Source organism: Limnohabitans sp., from assembly GCF_038134685.1.
Classification (GTDB): domain Bacteria; phylum Pseudomonadota; class Gammaproteobacteria; order Burkholderiales; family Burkholderiaceae_C; genus Limnohabitans_A.
Map to the genome: position 1 here is coordinate 84,471 of NZ_JAYPVP010000006.1, position 17,378 is coordinate 101,848.

Sequence of the window (17,378 nt, forward strand, 5' to 3'; positions counted from 1 at the left end):
CTTGCCCCTATTTAGGTTGGCAAGTTCTTGTTTTGCTGTTTTTTTAAGCACTCATGTCTGAAAACAACACCCCTATTGACCCCGGCACTGCCGAACAGGCAGCCCCTGAATCCCAAGCCACTGAAGCCACGCAAGATTTGGCTGCACAGCTCGCCGAACTGCAGGCCAAAAACGCCGAGCTGGCCGACCTGTACCTGCGCGCCCAGGCCGATGTGCAAAACGCCCGCCGCCGCGCCGACGAAGAAATTGCCAAGTCGCGCAAGTTCGCCGTCGAAGGTTTTGCCGAAAGCCTGCTGCCCGTGATCGACAGCCTCGAAGCCGGTCTGGCCATCCCCAACGCCAGCATCGAACAGATTCGCGAAGGCTCCGAAGCCACGCTGCGCCAGCTCAAGAGTGCGCTCGAGCGCAACAAGGTGGTCGAAGTGGCCCCCGCCGCAGGCACCAAGTTCGACCCGAGCCAGCACCAGGCCATCAGCATGGTGCCTGCCGAGCAGGAAGCCAACACCGTGGTGAGCGTGCTGCAAAAAGGCTACCTGATCGCCGAGCGCGTGCTGCGTCCGGCCCTGGTGACGGTGGCCGCACCCAAATAAAGGATCGGTGGTTCAGGCCCTTGAATTCCTGAACACCTCCTCCATTTCTTCAACAGTTTCAAATTTCCTCACGGAGCACACATCATGGGAAAAATCATCGGTATTGACCTGGGCACCACCAACTCGTGCGTGGCCATCATGGAAGGCAACACCACCAAGGTGATCGAGAACGCCGAAGGCGCGCGCACAACGCCGTCCATCATTGCCTATCAGGACGACGGCGAAATCCTCGTTGGCGCCAGCGCCAAGCGCCAGGCGGTGACCAACCCCAAGAACACGCTGTACGCCGTCAAGCGCCTGATCGGCCGCAAGTTCACCGAAAAAGAAGTGCAAAAGGACATCGACCTGATGCCCTACACCATTGCTGCCGCCGACAACGGTGATGCCTGGGTGGAAGTGCGTGGCAACAAGATGGCCCCGCCCCAAATCAGCGCCGAAGTGCTGCGCAAGATGAAGAAGACCGCCGAAGACTACCTGGGCGAAGCCGTCACCGAGGCCGTCATCACCGTGCCCGCCTACTTCAACGACGCCCAGCGCCAGGCCACCAAAGACGCTGGCCGCATTGCGGGTCTGGACGTCAAGCGCATCATCAACGAACCCACCGCTGCTGCCCTGGCCTTCGGCCTGGACAAGCAGGAAAAGGGCGACCGCAAGATCGCCGTCTACGACCTGGGTGGCGGCACGTTTGACGTGTCCATCATCGAGATCGCCGACGTCGATGGCGAAAAGCAGTTCGAAGTGCTGTCCACCAACGGCGACACCTTCCTGGGCGGTGAAGACTTCGACCAGCGCATCATCGACTTCATCATCGACGAGTTCAAAAAGGAATCCGGCGTCAACCTCAAGCAGGATGTGCTGGCCCTGCAACGCCTGAAGGAAGCCGCCGAAAAAGCCAAGATCGAACTGTCTTCGTCTTCGGCCACCGACGTCAACCTGCCCTACATCACCGCCGACGCGACCGGTCCCAAGCACCTGAACGTCAAGCTCACCCGTGCCAAGTTCGAGTCGCTGGTGGAAGACCTGATCGAGCGCTCCATTGCGCCCTGCCGCATCGCCATCAAGGACGCTGGCATCAATGTGTCTGACATCGACGACGTGATCCTGGTGGGCGGTCAGACCCGCATGCCCAAGGTGCAGGACAAGGTCAAGGAGTTCTTCGGCAAAGAGCCCCGCAAGGACGTCAACCCCGACGAAGCCGTGGCTGTGGGCGCTGCCATCCAGGGTCAGGTGCTCTCGGGCGACCGCAAGGACGTGCTGCTGCTGGACGTGACCCCCCTGTCTCTGGGCATCGAAACCCTGGGCGGTGTCATGACCAAGATGATCACCAAGAACACCACCATCCCGACCAAGTTCGCACAGACCTTCTCGACCGCCGAAGACAACCAACCGGCCGTGACGATCAAGGTGTTCCAGGGCGAGCGCGAGATGGCCAGCGGCAACAAGCTGCTGGGTGAGTTCAACCTCGAAGGCATCCCGCCTGCACAGCGCGGCACGCCCCAGATCGAAGTGTCTTTTGACATCGACGCCAACGGCATCCTGCACGTGGGCGCCAAGGACAAGGGCACCGGCAAGGAAAACAAGATCACCATCAAGGCCAACTCGGGTCTGTCCGAAGCCGAGATTCAGCAAATGGTGAAAGACGCCGAACTGAATGCTGCCGAAGACAAGAAGAAGCTGGAAATCGTGCAGGCCCGTAACCAGGGCGACGCTTTGGTGCACTCCACCAAGAAGAGCCTGACCGAGTACGGCGACAAGCTCGAAGCCGGTGAAAAGGAAAAAATCGAGGCTGCCATCAAGGACTTGGAAGAAGCCCTCAAAGGCGACGACAAGTCTGCGATCGACGCCAAGACCGAAGCCCTGATGACCGCCAGCCAGAAGCTGGGCGAGAAGATGTACGCCGACATGCAGGCCCAGCAAGCTGCTGGCGCCGCTGGCGGCGAACAAACCAAGCCTGCTGACGACGACGTGGTCGACGCCGAAGTCAAGGAAGTCAAGAAAGACTGATGTCCATTCATGACTAGCAAACGTGATTTTTACGAAGTCCTGGGCGTTCCCAAGAACGCCTCGGACGACGACATCAAAAAGGCTTATCGCAAGCTGGCGATGAAATACCACCCTGACCGTAACCAGGGTGATGCTGCCAAAGAAGCCGAAGCCAAGTTCAAAGAGGTCAAGGAAGCTTATGAAATGCTTTCTGACGCTCAGAAACGCGCAGCCTACGACCAGTACGGTCATGCTGGCGTGGACCCGAACATGCGCGGTCCCGGCGGCGCAGAGGGTTTTGGCGGATTCGGCGAAGCCTTTGGCGACATCTTTGGCGATATCTTCGGCGGCGGTCGTCGCGGTGGGGGTGGACGCCAGGTTTTCCGTGGTGCTGACCTCAGCTACGCCATGGACATCACCCTGGAAGAAGCGGCCAACGGCAAGGACGCGCAATTGCGCATACCCTCTTGGGAAGAGTGCGACACCTGCCACGGTACTGGCGCCAAACCCGGCACCAGCGCCAAGACCTGCTCCACCTGTCATGGCTCGGGCTCAGTGCAAATGCGCCAGGGCTTTTTCAGCGTACAGCAGACCTGCCCGCACTGCCGCGGCACCGGCAAGATCATTCCTGATCCTTGCACCAGCTGCCATGGCCAAGGCAAGGTCAAAAAACAAAAGACACTGGAAGTCAAAATTCCCTCTGGTATCGACGACGGCATGCGCATTCGTAGCGCAGGCAACGGCGAACCCGGCACCAACGGCGGTCCACCGGGCGACTTGTACATCGAAATCCGGATCAAGAAACACGACATCTTCGAGCGCGATGGCGACGACCTCCATTGCGCCGTGCCCATCAGCATGACGCGTGCAGCGCTGGGCGGCGAAATCGAAGTGCCTACATTGGGCGGTAAAGCCGTGATCGAGATTCCAGAAGGCACCCAGCACGGCAAGCAGTTCCGTTTGCGCGGCAAAGGCATCAAGGGCGTGCGCTCGAGTTACCCCGGCGACCTTTACTGCCATGTGAATGTGGAGACACCCATCAAGCTGACTGAGCATCAGAAAAAGCTGCTCAAGGAGCTGGAAGCTTCGCTCGAGAAGGGCGGCCACAAACACCAGCCCACTGGCGAAAGCTGGACCGACAAGCTCAAGAACTTCTTCGGAGCCTGACCTCCTGCAACTCACTCTGCGCCCCGAATCGACGTACCATGGGGCCATGAGCGTTTCAATTCAATTTCTGGGTGGAGCCGACACGGTCACCGGCTCCAAATACCTGGTGCGGCACCAGGAACAACAATTGCTGGTGGACTGCGGTCTGTTTCAGGGCTACAAACAGTTGCGCTTGCGCAACTGGGCAGAGCCGCAGTTTGACCTGGCTCGAATCAATGCGGTTATCCTGACCCATGCACACCTTGACCACAGTGGCTATTTACCTCTGCTGGTACGCAAGGGCTATGAAGGAGCCATTCACGCCACTGCGGCCACTCGGGATTTGTGCGCCATCCTCCTGCCTGACAGCGGACACATCCAGGAAGAGGACGCCCGCTTTGCCAACCGACATGGTTTCTCCAAGCATCACCCCGCCGAGCCGCTGTACACACGTACGGACGCACTGGCCTGCATGCCGCAATTCAAGACCCACGAATGGGGGCAGTGGTTTGAGCCTGTGCGAGGCTGGAAGGCCCGCTTCAGCGAAGCGGGACACATTCTGGGTGCCAGCAGCCTGTACCTGGAAGTCGCGGGTCACCGCATGCTTTTTTCGGGAGACTTGGGACGTCCCAATGACGAGCTGATGCGGCCCCCCGAGGCTCCACCAGCGGCCGACACGGTGCTGATCGAGTCCACTTATGGCAATCGCCTGCATCCCGACAGCAATCTGGAAACCGAGTTGCTGCCCTTGTTGAAAAAGGTGGCTGCACGTGGTGGTGTGGCCGTCGTGCCCGTTTTTGCAGTGGGCCGCGCACAAATGATTTTGCACATGCTGGCGCGTTACAAAGTACGGGGAGACTTGCCTCATGGACTGCCCGTGTTTCTGGACAGTCCGATGGCATCGCACACCACTGCACTGTTTGCCAAACACCCTGATGCCCACAAACTCAATAGCGAAGACATGCGCGCCATGGGGCATGTCGCTCGCATGATCGAAACCCCGGAAGAATCGAAGGCCTTGGCCCTGCGCCATGGTCCCATGATCATTCTGGCAGCCAGTGGCATGGCCACGGGGGGACGGGTCCTGCACCACCTTGAGCGTTACGCGCCGGATCATCGCAACCTCATTGTGCTCACGGGCCATCAGTCTGAAGGCACGCGCGGTGCCAGCCTCGCCAATGGCAGCAGCACCATCCGCCTGCATGGACAGGATGTCCCTGTACGCGCAGAGGTTGCACAGCTGGAAAGTGCTTCGGCCCATGCCGACGCTCAGGAGTTGCTGGACTGGCTCTCCCGTATGCCACAAGCGCCCTCTCAAGTCTATGTGGTGCATGGCGAGCGTGAAGCGTCAGATGCCCTTCGCCAACGTATCGAGCGCGAACTGCACTGGCGCGCGGTGGTGCCGGAGCACGGCTCAAGCTGGCCGGCCTGAGGACTTCAGCAGAGACTCAGAATCGCAGATGCGTCTCGGCGACAATACACCCCAACTGGATTGCAGCCCATGAACGCCAAAAGACATCCCTCTGCCGTCGCCACCCATCCTCTGTGGCTCTCTGTGCTGACCACGCTGTGGCTGGTCACCCTGCCCAACTGGCCGCTGTGGCGTCAGTTGATGGCTTTGCCGGAAGTGCAAGGCGCACGGGGCTTGTTGTTCGCGCTGGGTATGGGCGTGGCTATCTGGGCCATCACACTGATGCTCACCTTGATGTTAGGCTGGTCTCGCTTGCTCAAGCCCGTGCTGAGCTTGCTGGTGGTCAGCGCCGCCTCTGGTGCTTATTTCATGCTCAGCTACGGGATCGTCATTGATGCAAGCATGATCACCAATGTGATCCAGACCGATCCGCGCGAAGCCGCTGACCTGTTCAACTGGCGCATGGTACTGACGCTGCTGGTGTTGGCCGCCCTGCCTTTGTGGCTGATCTGGCGCACGCCCTTGCGTGCATTGGGCTGGCGCCGCACCCTGATGACGCAACTGAGCGCGGTGATTGTTTCTGCCTTGGTGGCTGTGCTGTGCCTGATGGCAATTTTCCAGGACTTCGCCTCGATCATGCGCAACCACACCCAGATCCGCTATCTGATCAATCCGCTCAACAGCCTGTATGCCGTTGCATCAGTGGTGGCGCAACCTTTTCGCCGTGACGAAAAAACCTTCTTGCCCATAGGGCAGGATGCCGTGCAACAACTCCCCCCCAACGCGCAAGCGCCTCTCATTGTTCTGGTGGTCGGCGAAACAGCACGCATGGGCAACTTTGGCATCAACGGTTACGAACGACAAACCACTCCCAAACTCGCCCAGGAAAAAGTGGTCAGTCTGCGAGGCGTGACTTCTTGTGGCACCAGCACTGCAGCCTCCTTGCCTTGCATGTTTTCACACCTGGGGCGTGAAGACTTCGACGGCCGAAAACACAACTACGAAAACCTGCTGGATGTGCTGCAACGCGCCGGACTGGCCGTGCTGTGGATCGATAACCAGGCCGGCTGCAAAGGCCTCTGCGACCGTGTGTACAGCGCCTCCACCACACAGCTCAAGGTCTCGCCATGGTGCGATGAGGGGGAATGCCACGACGAAATCATGCTCGACAAACTGGCCGATCGCCTGACCCAGCTACCCGCACAGCAGCGCGCCAAAGGCGTGGTTCTGGTGATGCACCAAATGGGCAGCCACGGCCCCGCTTACTACAAACGCACGCCCAAGGCATTTAAAAAATTCACCCCTGAATGCACCAGCAATGCCTTGCAGGAATGCGAGCGTCAGCAGGTCATCAATGCCTTTGACAACACCATTGTTTACACCGACCACTTCCTGAGTCAGACGATCAGTTGGCTCAAGCAACAAAAACAACCCTCGGTGATGATGTATGTCTCAGACCATGGTGAGTCACTGGGCGAGAACAACATCTACCTGCATGGTCTTCCCTACCGTATTGCCCCGGAAGAGCAAAAGCGTGTTCCCTGGATCACCTGGATGTCCGACAGCTACCAGCGCCAGCAAAACCTGCCCCTTGATTGCATGCGCAGCAAAGTCACTCAGCCCTTCACCCACGACGCCTATTTCCACTCAGTGCTGGGCCTGGCCAATGTCAAGACCACGCTGTACCAGGGCGAGCTGGATCTGTACGCCAGCTGCCGCCGCCCCTGATCACATGAAGCGGTCCAGCAAGCGCCGGGCATGACGGTCCCAGCGCTGCGGTTCGCGAATCAGGTATTGCACACCGTGACTGTCGCTGAGCAGCAGCACACCCGGGCTCAAGCGGCGTATGTCCTCTTCGGCTTTGAGTGTCAGACGCGTCTGACCACGACTGGTTTCCACCACCCACTCACTGGGCGTGGCAAAACTGCTGACACTCACCAGACGGAAAATTTCAGGTAGAAATTCGCGTTCCTGCAAAGCCTCTCGCAAGGCCTGCGCCAAGGCTTGTGGCTGATCGGTCAACCGATCGCACCACCAAAGCTCATGCCCTTCGGCATCCATCACAGCCACGCCCTCTTCGGGCGCACTGACAGGATAAGCGCGCACAACGGTAACGGGCACATGCTCTTGGCCATCGGCCAAGGTCAAGACCCAACGTCCCCAGGCATCGCGTTGCAAAGTCACCGCGCTCATGATTGCTCCTCAAACAAGCCATCTTCGGCTTTGCGTTGCTGGGCTTGGTACAAACGCCAGTAAGCGCCTTCGGCCTGCATCAAGGCTTCGTGCGTCCCCTCCTCCACCACTTCGCCCTTGTCCATGACGACCAGACGGTCAGCTTTGCGCAGCGTGGACAAGCGGTGGGCAATGGCAATCGTGGTACGGCCACGCACCAGGTTATCCAGAGCGTTCTGAATTTCTTTTTCGGTCTCGGTGTCCACTGCAGAGGTCGCTTCGTCCAGAATCAGGATGCGTGGATTGATCAGCAAAGCACGCGCAATTGAAATGCGTTGACGCTCACCGCCCGACAAACCCTGCCCGCGCTCACCCACCAAAGAGTCGTAACCCTGGGGCATGCGCAAAATGAAGTCGTGGGCGTGCGCAGCGCGTGCGGCCGCAATGATCTGCTCGCGCGTGGCATCCGGGCGACCATAGGCAATGTTCTCGGCAATCGTGCCAAAAAACAGGAATGGCTCTTGCAGGACCAGGCCAATCTGGCTGCGGTAGTCCGACAGCTTCAAGCGACGAATGTCCACTCCGTCCAGCAACACCTGCCCTTGGCTGACATCGTAGAAACGGCAAATCAGGTTGACCAGCGTGCTCTTGCCTGAGCCGCTGTGACCCACCAGACCAATCATCTGGCCGGGCTCAATGGTCAGGTCCAGGTTGCGGATCACCGCACGGTTGCCATAGCGGAAATGCGCCTGACGCAAGGCAATATGCCCTTGCACTGCAGGCAGGGGCACCGGATCCACAGGCTCGGGCACGCTGGAGACATGGTCCAGGATGTCAAAGATACGCTTGGCGCCCGAGGCGGCCTTTTGAGTATGCGACACGATCCGGCTCATGGAGTCGAGCCGTGCGTAAAAGCGACCAATGTAAGCCAGGAAGGCCGTCAGCACACCGACCGTGATGCGGTCGTGCGAGACCAACCAGATGCCAAAGCCCCACACCACCAGCAAACCGATTTCGGTCATCAGGGCCACTGTGGGCGCAAACAGCGACCAGACCTTGTTGAGCCGGTCATTGACTTGCAGGTTGTGGCGGTTCGCATCTTTAAAGCGCTGGGCCTCGCGCCCCTCTTGAGCAAATGCCTTCACCACCCGTATGCCCGGTATCGTGTCGGCGAGAACATTGGTCACCTCGGCCCAAACCCGATCAATTTTTTCAAAACCAGTGCGCAGGCGCTCACGCACCACGTGAATCAGCCATCCGATAAAAGGCAGCGGCAACAAGGTCACCAGGGCCAGTGTGGGGTGGATGGTGAACAGGATGACCGCCGTCATCACAATCATCAAGATATCGGTTGCAAAGTCGAGCAGGTGCAAAGACATGAACACATTGATACGGTCCGTCTCGCTGCCAATACGGGCAATCAAGTCACCTGTGCGCCTGCCCCCAAAATATTCCAGCGAGAGCTTGAGCAGATGCTCATATGTCGTGGTGCGCAGATCGGCGCCAATACGCTCGGACACCAGTGCCAGGATGTAGGTCTTGGCCCAACCCAGCACCCACGCCAACATAGCTGCCAGCAGCAAACCGCCCAGGTACATGGCCACCAGATTCGGGTCAATTTCCTTGCCGTTCTGGTAGGGAATCAGCACCTCGTCCATCAAGGGCATGGTCATGTAGGGTGGCACCAGCGTGGCTGCCGTTGAGGCCAGCGTCAATGCAAATCCGCTGAACAGTTGCCATTTGTAGTGCCGGGCAAAGCGCCAGAGTTTGAGAAGCGTCCAGGTCGAGGGGGGGGTGTCTTCCGACTGGCAGGCCGGGCAGACCATGGCACCCTCAGGCATAGGAGCCTGGCACTGCGGACAAATTGGGCCACTGAATGGCGCCTGCGATGTTGTGTCTTGTTCCCCTTGTCTGTCCAGACTCTGTCGGGCTTGCGCCACCCAGCGCTGCACGGCTGGCTGCTGACCCAAGGTGTAGCGCCAACTGCCCAAACGCCCCTGACCGTTGAACAGCTCCAGGCGCCCGACACCGGCGTGGTCAGAAACACGCCAGCTCCACTCAGGCTCGATTACCCATTGTTGCCACTTTTTTTCGTGTTCATGACACGCCAGAAGCCGACGTTCGGTCAAAATGAGCACTGTTCTGGCAAACACAAGCTCACCGTCAAGGTCCAACTCAAGACCGAACAAAGGTGATTCGTCTGGCAGCAGCTCCAAAGGAACGCGGCTCAACCAGGCTTGGGCGATGCCTGAACGCAACACAGAGGGCAAAGTCGGAGTCATGTTAAATCACTGCAAAACGCCAGGCCAGCCGGATGCACAAAGCATTCGCAGGCTTGCATTTGCATTGTCTGCCATGCGCCCACTTGCCTCTTGTACTTCCCTCGCTGCCGACCCGTGCGGCGGGCCATTGTATGCCGCGGCACACACCCATGAGTAACAAAAAGATCGATTTCCTGCGCATGACCCACCTGCGTGGTCCCAGCATCTGGACCTACCGTCCCGTGATGGAAGTATTGGTGGACATTGGTGAGTTTGAAGATTTCCCCTCCAATTTGTTGCCCGGGTTCAACGAGCGACTCTCGGCCTGGCTGCCGGGACTGATTGAACACCGCTGTAGCCCCGGCGTGCGCGGCGGTTTTCTCAAACGGTTGCAAGACGGGACCTGGATCGGACACATCCTTGAGCACGTTTCACTGGAACTGCTCACCCTGGCCGGTTTACCCGATGGCTACGGCCGTGCACGCGAGGCTGGTCCGAGAGGCGTCTACAAAGTCATCATCAGCGCTGCCCACCCCGCAGTGGCCAAGCGTGCTTTGCACATGGCCCGTGAATTGATCATGGCTGCCGTTGAAGACCGCTCTTTCAACATCGCCACCCATGTGCAGGAGCTGACAGATTTGGTCGATGACCTGCTGGTCGGCCCAAGCACACGCGCCATTGTGGACGCTGCCTGGAACCAACGACGCATTCCGCACATTCGCCTCAATGCTGGCAACCTGGTTCAACTGGGCTATGGCAGCGCGCAACACCGGATCTGGACAGCAGAGACCGATCGGACCAGCGCTATCGCCGAAGGCATCTCCAAAGACAAGGACATGACCAAGCAGCTTTTGGCTGCCTGTGGAGTGCCAGTTCCGCAGGGCGAAGTCGTGGAAAGCCCGCAGCAAGCCTGGGAGCACAAGACATTGGTCTGCCCGTTTGCGTTAAACCTGGTGACGGCAACCGTGCGCGCGGTGTGTCGCTTGAACTGACACAAGAAGCAGATATTCGTGCTGCCTACGATATCGCTCTGCAGCAGGGCAGTGAAGTCATTGTTGAGCAATTCATTACAGGCTTGGAGCATCGCCTTCTGGTGGTAGGCGGCCGCCTGGTTGCGGCCAGTCGTGGAGAGACGGCCAGCGTCACCGGCGACGGCCGGCACACCGTGCAGCAACTGGTAGACCTGCAAATCAACGCCGACCCACGTCGTGGCAGTGATGGCAGTCTGCCGCTGGAAAGTGTTCGCCTGCGCGAAAACAGCCCTGAAGTGCTGGAGCTCAAACGCCAAGGCATGACGCCCGATTCGGTCCCCGAAACAGGCCGCAGCGTGCTGGTCAAGCGCACCGGCAACATGACCACCGACATCACTGACATTGTTCATCCCGAAGTCGCTTACATGGCCTGCCTGGCGGCCAAAGTGGTTGGCCTGGACATAGCCGGAGTAGACGTCGTCACCCCCGACATCACACAGCCCCTGCACAAAGTGGGCGGCGTGGTGGTGGAGGTCAATGCCGGTCCTAGCTTGCTGATGCACCTCAACCCGGCGCAAGGCAACGCGCGTGATGTGGGTCAGGCCATCGTGCAACACCTTTTCCCTGAAAAAGAAAGCGCACGCATCCCCGTGGTCGGCATGATGGGCGATGCTGACACCAGCCGCAAGGCCCAGCTGGTCGCCTGGCTGCTGCATCTCAAGGGCTGGGCCACGGGCCTCGCCTGCAGCGACGGCCTGTATCTGAACCAGCGATGTCTGCAGTCTACCGGGGGCATGGACTTTGAAAATGCCCAACGCCTGCTGATCAACCGCAATGTGGACGCTGCCGTGTTCGAAACCGATGTGCGCCACTTGATGACAGAGGGCCTGCCCTACGACCGCTGCCAGGTCGGCATCGTCACTCGCATGCCCTCCACGCAGAATCTGCAGGACCTGTTCGCAGGAGAGGACGATCGCATGCCGGGCTACATCCGCACGCAGATTGATGTCGTGTTGCCCACGGGCACCAGCATTCTCAATGCTGACATTGACGCTGTGGCTGAACTGGCCCAATACAGTGATGGCGCTGTGACCTTGTATGCACAAGCCGGAACGCATCCGCGTCTGATCGCTCACCGGGCTGAAGGCGGGCGTACCGCATTCTGGCGCGACGATGTACTCGTCCTGGCCCAAGGAGAGCATGAGACCGAAGTTCTCAGCACTCAACGCCCCGCTGTCGCTCGACTGCTCAAGGACGGCAGCCTCAGCCAGGAAGACATCCTGGTGGCTGCCTGTGCTGCCTGGGCGCTGGAAACATCCCCTGACCTGATCCGCGCCGGCATCAAGAGCTTTGGACAGAATGCCCACTCCCACTGACCTACAGACACATCTCTGAGCTATGCAAGTTTCTCGCATCCGTGCCCTAAGGGGACCCAATCTGTGGAGTCGCCACACTGCTGTTGAAGCCATCGTCAGTTGCAATGCTGCCGACACGCTGGTGGCAGGCCTCGAACAACAACTTCGCCGCACTTTTCCCGCCATTGGCCTGATACGCGCAAGCTCGCCTGAGCAGACCTTATGCCTGGCCCATGCACTGGAAAAAATCACACTGGCTTTGCAGGTTCAGGCGGGCTGCCCCGTCACTTTCAGCCGCACCACCCCCACCCAGGAAGAAGGCACCTACCAGGTGACCGTTCAATACTCGGAGGAAGCAGTGGGTCGCAGGGCTTTGGCTTTGGCCCAAGATTTGTGCCAGGCCGCCCAGAACGGCAGCGCTTTCGATGTAGAAGCTGCGTTGGCCGAACTGCGTGAACTTGATGAAGACGAGCGGCTGGGTCCCTCTACCGGATGTATTGTCGATGCAGCTGTCGCCCGTGGCATCCCATTCAAGCGCATGACGCGCGGCAGCATGGTTCAGCTGGGCTGGGGCTCCCGTCAACGCCGCATTCAAGCCGCCGAGACTGACACCACCAGTGCCATCGCAGAGTCCATAGCACAAGACAAGGATTTGACGAAAGCCGTGCTACACGCTGCAGGCGTGCCCGTACCCCTGGGTCGCCCAGTCGAAAATCTGGAAGAAGCCTGGCGATTTGCACAAGAGATTGGTCTGCCCGTGGTCGTCAAGCCCCTGGACGGCAACCAAGGCAAAGGCGTGACGGTGAATATCGTCGATCGGGAGCACTTCGGCATCGCCTACAACGCCGCCAACAAATATGGTCAAGTGCTGGTGGAGAAATTCCTGCCCGGTCAGGACTTCCGCCTGCTGGTGGTTGGCGACAAACTGGTGGCAGCAGCACGTCGTGAACCCCCATTGGTGGTGGGCGATGGCGTTCACACCGTGCGTCAACTGGTTGAGCAGGTCAATGCCGATCCGCGCCGTGGTGAAGGCCACGCCACCTCGCTGACGAAAATCCGATTTGATGACATTGCCGTCGCGCGCCTGAAGGTTCAAGGCCTGGAGCCTGAATCGGTGCCTGAAAAGGGTCAACGCGTCATCCTGCGCAACAACGCCAACCTGTCCACCGGCGGCACCGCGACCGATGTCACTGACGAGGTCCATCCCGAAGTGGCGGCCCGTGCCGTCGCTGCGGCGCGCATGGTCGGATTGGACATCTGCGGTGTGGATGTCGTGTGTGAATCGATGCAGCGTCCCCTTGAGGAACAAAGCGGCGGCATTGTGGAAGTCAACGCAGCTCCAGGTCTGCGCATGCACCTTACGCCTTCTTACGGCAAAGGACGCGATGTCGGACAAGCTGTGATTGACTACATGTTCCCTCCTGGCAACGATGGTCGTGTGCCCGTGATCGCAGTCACGGGAACCAACGGCAAAACCACCACCGTACGCCTGACTGCTCATTTGCTCAAGGCCAATGGCCTGCGCGTGGGCATGACCAATACCGATGGCGTCTATGTCAACGATCGGCAAACCGATTCCGGCGATTGCAGTGGCCCCAGAAGTGCACGCAATGTGCTATCGCACCCAGAGGTCGATGCGGCTGTGTTTGAAACCGCGCGTGGCGGCCTGCTGCGCGAAGGTCTGGCCTTTGACCGTTGCCAGGTGGCTGTAGTCACCAACATGGGCGCAGGCGACCATCTGGGCCTGAACTACATCACCACACTGGAAGACCTGTCGGTGCTCAAACGCGTGATCGTACTCAATGTGCAGCCTGACGGCATGGCCGTACTCAATGCAGCCGACCCAGCCGTGGCAGCCATGGGCCCGCATTGCCCTGGAGATGTCACCTTCTTTGCTCTTGATGCGCACCACCCTGTTCTGGCGACGCACCGCGCCCAAGGCAAACGGGTGGTCTATGTCGAAAACGGCTCCATCGTGGCCCAAAAAGGCAAGCAGGTCGTCCGAATTCCTTTGTCACAAGTGCCCCTGACACGCAATGGCCAGATTGGGTTCCAGACCGAGAATGTGCTGGCTGCCGTAGGCGCCGCCTGGGCCGTGAACACACCGTGGGATGCGATTGCACAAGGCCTGTCAACCTTCATCAGCGATGTGCAAGGCGTTCCTGGGCGTTTCAATGTCTTTGACTACAAAGGCGCAACCCTGATCGCCGACTATGGCCACAACCCAGATGCCATGCAAGCCTTGGTACAAGCTGTAGACAACATGCCTGCAGGCAAACGCGTGGTGGTGATCAGTGGCGCTGGTGACCGACGCGACGAAGACATCCGTGACCAGACTCGTATTCTGGGTGCTGCGTTCGATGAAGTTCTGCTTTACCAGGATGCATGCCAACGTGGACGTGCGGATGGCGAGGTGGTCGCTTTACTGCAAGAAGGGCTGCAAGGTGCAATGCGGACAACGCATGTCGAGTCCATCCAGGGCGAGTTCAACGCCATCGACACCGCACTGTCCAGATTATCAAAAGGTGATCTGTGCCTGATCCTGATTGACCAGGTCGAAGAGGCCTTGGCACACATTCGCCAGCGCGTCGGTCACGCCTGATCAGGAAGCGAGCCAGATGGCCAGTCCGGTACTGGCCATGAACGTCGTCATCCAGGCCATCCACCGTCGCCATGTGACAGGGCCCCGCTCGGTCAGACGATGCAGCGCGTCTCCAGCCCACAGCGAAAGCAACAGGGCTGCAACCATGCCCAGGCCATTCATGATCGTGGAGCTGGGCCACAGCGAAGACACTTTGGCGTTCACCACCAGGGTCACGCCGAAATGAACGACAAACACAGGGTAGGAGATACGCGAGAGCCAACGCACAAATTTGGCTCCGAAGTTGGCAGCTTGTGGCAGCCCCGAGCCCAGCACAGGCATCAGCAGCAATAGCACCGACACACCCCAGGCCGTCAGTGCACGCCCTTTCGCATCGAACAAGGCGCACAGCGTGCCGAGTGCCAACCAGACAAGGGTGCGCTGCAGAACACTCCAGCGCGTACGTGCATACCAGGCCAGCCAACCCATGCCATATGCCCCCCAGAAGAACACTGCCAAGTCTTCCAACGCTTGCAGATGGGTCCAGTACACAAGCGAAAACACAGTCAGCAGGGCCACCCACCCCATCTGCCAGTGCAGCGCGCTCCCCCACCCTTGCCTTGCCAGGCTTTGAGCCAGCCAAGCCACCAGCAGGGCCGAAAGATACAACTGAAAATCGACGGCAACATACCAGACACCTGCCGACAGCGCCTCGACGCCCAGCAGGTGCTGCAGCAACAACACATGCGTCAGCGCTTGCCAGCCATCAGGCACTGCAGACAAACTGTCATGCTGAAAGGATGGACGGATCATCTCGCTGAGCAAGACTGTCAGACTCAGTGCCGCCAGCAAAGGAAGCACCAGCCGCAAATAACGCCGGCTGCACATCCTCAGCACAGTACTGACCGTCACATCAGATAACGACAACATGACCTGTGCCGTCAGAAACCCGGAGCACACCAGGAACACCTGTACAGCCAGGCGAGCATGCTGTGCCAACCAGCTCATCAGTCCAGGCCAGGCTTGGGCCACCACATCCGACATCGGGCCATAAAAAGCCATATGGTGCAGCACGATCAATATGCACCCCACTGCCTTGAGCAGATCGATCCAGAAAAAACGCCCCGAAGGGCGCTGTGCAAGCCTGGCTTGAAGTATCACTGGCCCACTCATCACAAAGCCAGACGTGCTCGTGCTTGCTGGTATTCGCGTTTGAGTTGCGCCACACGCTCCGCCACTGACACCACAGCCTTGATGGCACCAATCCCCTGCCCACACCCCCATATGTCTTTCCAGGCCTTCTTGGCATCCCCACCAAAGTTCATTTTGCTCGGGTCGGACTCGGGCAGGTTTTCAGGATCAAGTCCGGACGCGCGAATAGATGGCGCCAGGTAATTGCCGTGGACGCCTGTAAAGAGGTTGCTGTACACGATGTCATCGGAGTTGCAATCCACAATGGTTTGTTTGTAGGCCTCGGCCGCACGCGCTTCATGTGTAGCGATGAAAGCCGAGCCCATGTAGGCGAAGTCAGCCCCCATGGCCTGCGCTGCCAAGATAGCATCTCCCGTTGCGATCGAGCCCGAAAGTGCCAACGGCCCATCAAACCACTGGCGAATTTCCTGGATCAAGGCAAACGGGCTCTTGGTGCCTGCGTGACCGCCTGCACCTGCTGCCACCGCGATCAGGCCGTCAGCGCCTTTTTCGATGGCCTTGTGCGCAAACTTGTTGTTGATGATGTCGTGCAGCACCACACCACCGTAGCTGTGTGCAGCCTGATTGATGTCTTCTCGGGCACCCAGGCTGGTGATGATCACCGGCACCTTGTATTTCACACACAAGGCCATGTCGTGTTCAAGCCGGTCGTTGCTCTTGTGCACGATCTGGTTGATGGCAAAAGGTGAAGCCGGGCTGTCAGGATTGGCTTTGTTGTATGCAGCCAGCGTCTCGGTGATCTCGGCCAGCCACTCGTCGAGCTGCGAGGCCGGACGCGCATTGAGTGCAGGCATGGAGCCGATCACGCCCGCCTTGCACTGCTCGATCACCATCTTCGGGTTACTGATGATGAACAGCGGCGAGCCGATGACCGGAAATTTTTGCGCAGCAAGCACCGGGGGCAACTTGGACATGGCGCCCTCCTTGATCAGAACGCGTCCAAAGGCAGTGCCGTCACGCTGTCAGCACCTTCCACAATGCTGTCACGCATGCCCGGCACCTTGCTCAGAATGTGGTCGCCATAAAAGCGTGCGGTCGTGACCTTGGCAGCCATGAAGGCGGCATCCTGCGCTTGCGCTTCGGGCGCGAGCGCCACCAGCAAGGCGCGCCCCATCTGCCAGCCGGCCACCAGGTTGCCCGTGAGCATCAGGTAGGGCACGCTGCCCGAGTAGGCGGCGTTGGGGTTGGACTTGCCGTTGGCGGCGATGAAGTCCACCACGTCCACAAAGGCTTCGCGTGCAGCTTTGAGGCGCTTGGCCATGGCTTGGGCATCGGCGTTGGAAGATGCAGCCAGTTCAGCCTCGGTCTTGGCGATCTGGGCGGCAATGCTCTTGGCACCGGTGCCGCCATCACGGGCAGTTTTGCGGCCCACCAGGTCATTGGCCTGGATGGCGGTCGTGCCTTCGTAGATGGTCAGGATCTTGGCATCGCGGTAGTACTGCGCGCAGCCGGTTTCCTCGATGAAGCCCATGCCGCCGTGGATTTGCACGCCCAGGCTGGCCACGTCGATGCTCATCTCGGTGCTGTAGCCCTTGACCAGCGGCACCAGGAATTCGTAGAAGGCCTGGTTGTCCTTGCGCACTTCGGCGTCGGGGTGGTGATGCGCCGCATCGTAGGCAGCCGCCGCCACGGTGGCCATGGCACGGCAGCCTTCGGTGTAGGCACGCATGGTCATGAGCATGCGGCGCACGTCCGG

The 17,378-nt window shown here is 59.4% G+C and carries 13 protein-coding genes; 8 read left to right on the plus strand and 5 right to left on the minus strand.

Features of this window, described 5'->3' with window-relative positions; translation table 11 throughout:
• The first annotated feature begins 53 nt into the window (after positions 1-53).
• The 5 genes from grpE to AAFM15_RS04390 all read left to right on the plus strand — a co-directional run bounded on the left by grpE (position 54) and on the right by AAFM15_RS04390 (position 6,858).
• Positions 54-590: a nucleotide exchange factor GrpE gene (grpE, locus tag AAFM15_RS04370; RefSeq protein ID WP_341685481.1), complete on the plus strand. Its 537-nt coding sequence runs from the start codon at positions 54-56 to the stop codon at positions 588-590.
• Between the two features lie 84 nt (positions 591-674).
• A complete protein-coding gene (gene dnaK / locus AAFM15_RS04375) occupies positions 675-2,594 on the plus strand; it encodes a molecular chaperone DnaK (protein ID WP_341685482.1) in 1,920 nt (639 codons plus the stop codon).
• Positions 2,595-2,603: 9 nt separating this feature from the next.
• Entirely contained in the window at positions 2,604-3,740 is a 1,137-nt protein-coding gene (gene dnaJ, locus AAFM15_RS04380) for a molecular chaperone DnaJ (protein WP_341685483.1), read from the plus strand.
• Between the two features lie 46 nt (positions 3,741-3,786).
• Entirely contained in the window at positions 3,787-5,151 is a 1,365-nt protein-coding gene (locus AAFM15_RS04385; RefSeq protein WP_341685484.1) for an MBL fold metallo-hydrolase, read from the plus strand.
• 69 nt (positions 5,152-5,220) lie between these two features.
• Positions 5,221-6,858: a phosphoethanolamine--lipid A transferase gene (locus AAFM15_RS04390; protein ID WP_341685485.1), complete on the plus strand. Its 1,638-nt coding sequence runs from the start codon at positions 5,221-5,223 to the stop codon at positions 6,856-6,858.
• On the opposite strand, the gene AAFM15_RS04395 is transcribed toward AAFM15_RS04390, so the two are convergent.
• On the minus strand, positions 6,859-7,323 hold the full coding sequence (locus tag AAFM15_RS04395) for a DUF1854 domain-containing protein (protein ID WP_341685486.1): 465 nt from the start codon (positions 7,321-7,323) through the stop codon (positions 6,859-6,861). It abuts the gene before it with no gap.
• Complete coding sequence (locus AAFM15_RS04400; RefSeq protein ID WP_341685487.1) at positions 7,320-9,584, minus strand: ABC transporter transmembrane domain-containing protein; 2,265 nt, start codon at positions 9,582-9,584, stop codon at positions 7,320-7,322. Before AAFM15_RS04400 ends, AAFM15_RS04395 begins: the two co-directional genes overlap by 4 nt.
• Positions 9,585-9,733: 149 nt before the next feature.
• On the opposite strand from AAFM15_RS04400, the gene AAFM15_RS04405 reads away from it, so the two are divergent.
• From AAFM15_RS04405 to cphA, 3 genes are read left to right on the plus strand one after another with little or no spacing between them, the layout of a single operon-like run.
• Complete coding sequence (locus tag AAFM15_RS04405) at positions 9,734-10,555, plus strand: hypothetical protein (RefSeq protein WP_341685488.1); 822 nt, start codon at positions 9,734-9,736, stop codon at positions 10,553-10,555.
• A complete protein-coding gene (locus tag AAFM15_RS04410) occupies positions 10,540-11,910 on the plus strand; it encodes a hypothetical protein (protein WP_341685489.1) in 1,371 nt (456 codons plus the stop codon). Before AAFM15_RS04405 ends, AAFM15_RS04410 begins: the two co-directional genes overlap by 16 nt.
• A 22-nt stretch (positions 11,911-11,932) precedes the next feature.
• The gene (cphA, locus tag AAFM15_RS04415) at positions 11,933-14,491 is read left to right on the plus strand and encodes a cyanophycin synthetase (protein WP_341685490.1); all 2,559 of its coding nucleotides are present in this window, start codon (positions 11,933-11,935) and stop codon (positions 14,489-14,491) included.
• Here cphA and AAFM15_RS04420 read toward each other — a convergent pair whose 3' ends face one another.
• From AAFM15_RS04420 to AAFM15_RS04430, 3 genes are all read right to left on the minus strand, one after another.
• On the minus strand, positions 14,492-15,631 hold the full coding sequence (locus tag AAFM15_RS04420) for an acyltransferase (RefSeq protein WP_341685491.1): 1,140 nt from the start codon (positions 15,629-15,631) through the stop codon (positions 14,492-14,494).
• Positions 15,632-15,642: 11 nt separating this feature from the next.
• Positions 15,643-16,596 carry a nitronate monooxygenase family protein gene (locus AAFM15_RS04425; RefSeq protein ID WP_341685492.1) on the minus strand — a complete coding sequence of 318 codons (954 nt, stop codon included), beginning with the start codon at positions 16,594-16,596 and terminating at the stop codon, positions 15,643-15,645.
• Between the two features lie 14 nt (positions 16,597-16,610).
• Positions 16,611-17,378 (minus strand): acyl-CoA dehydrogenase (locus tag AAFM15_RS04430; RefSeq protein WP_341685493.1); only part of this gene is annotated, 768 nt, incomplete at its 5' end.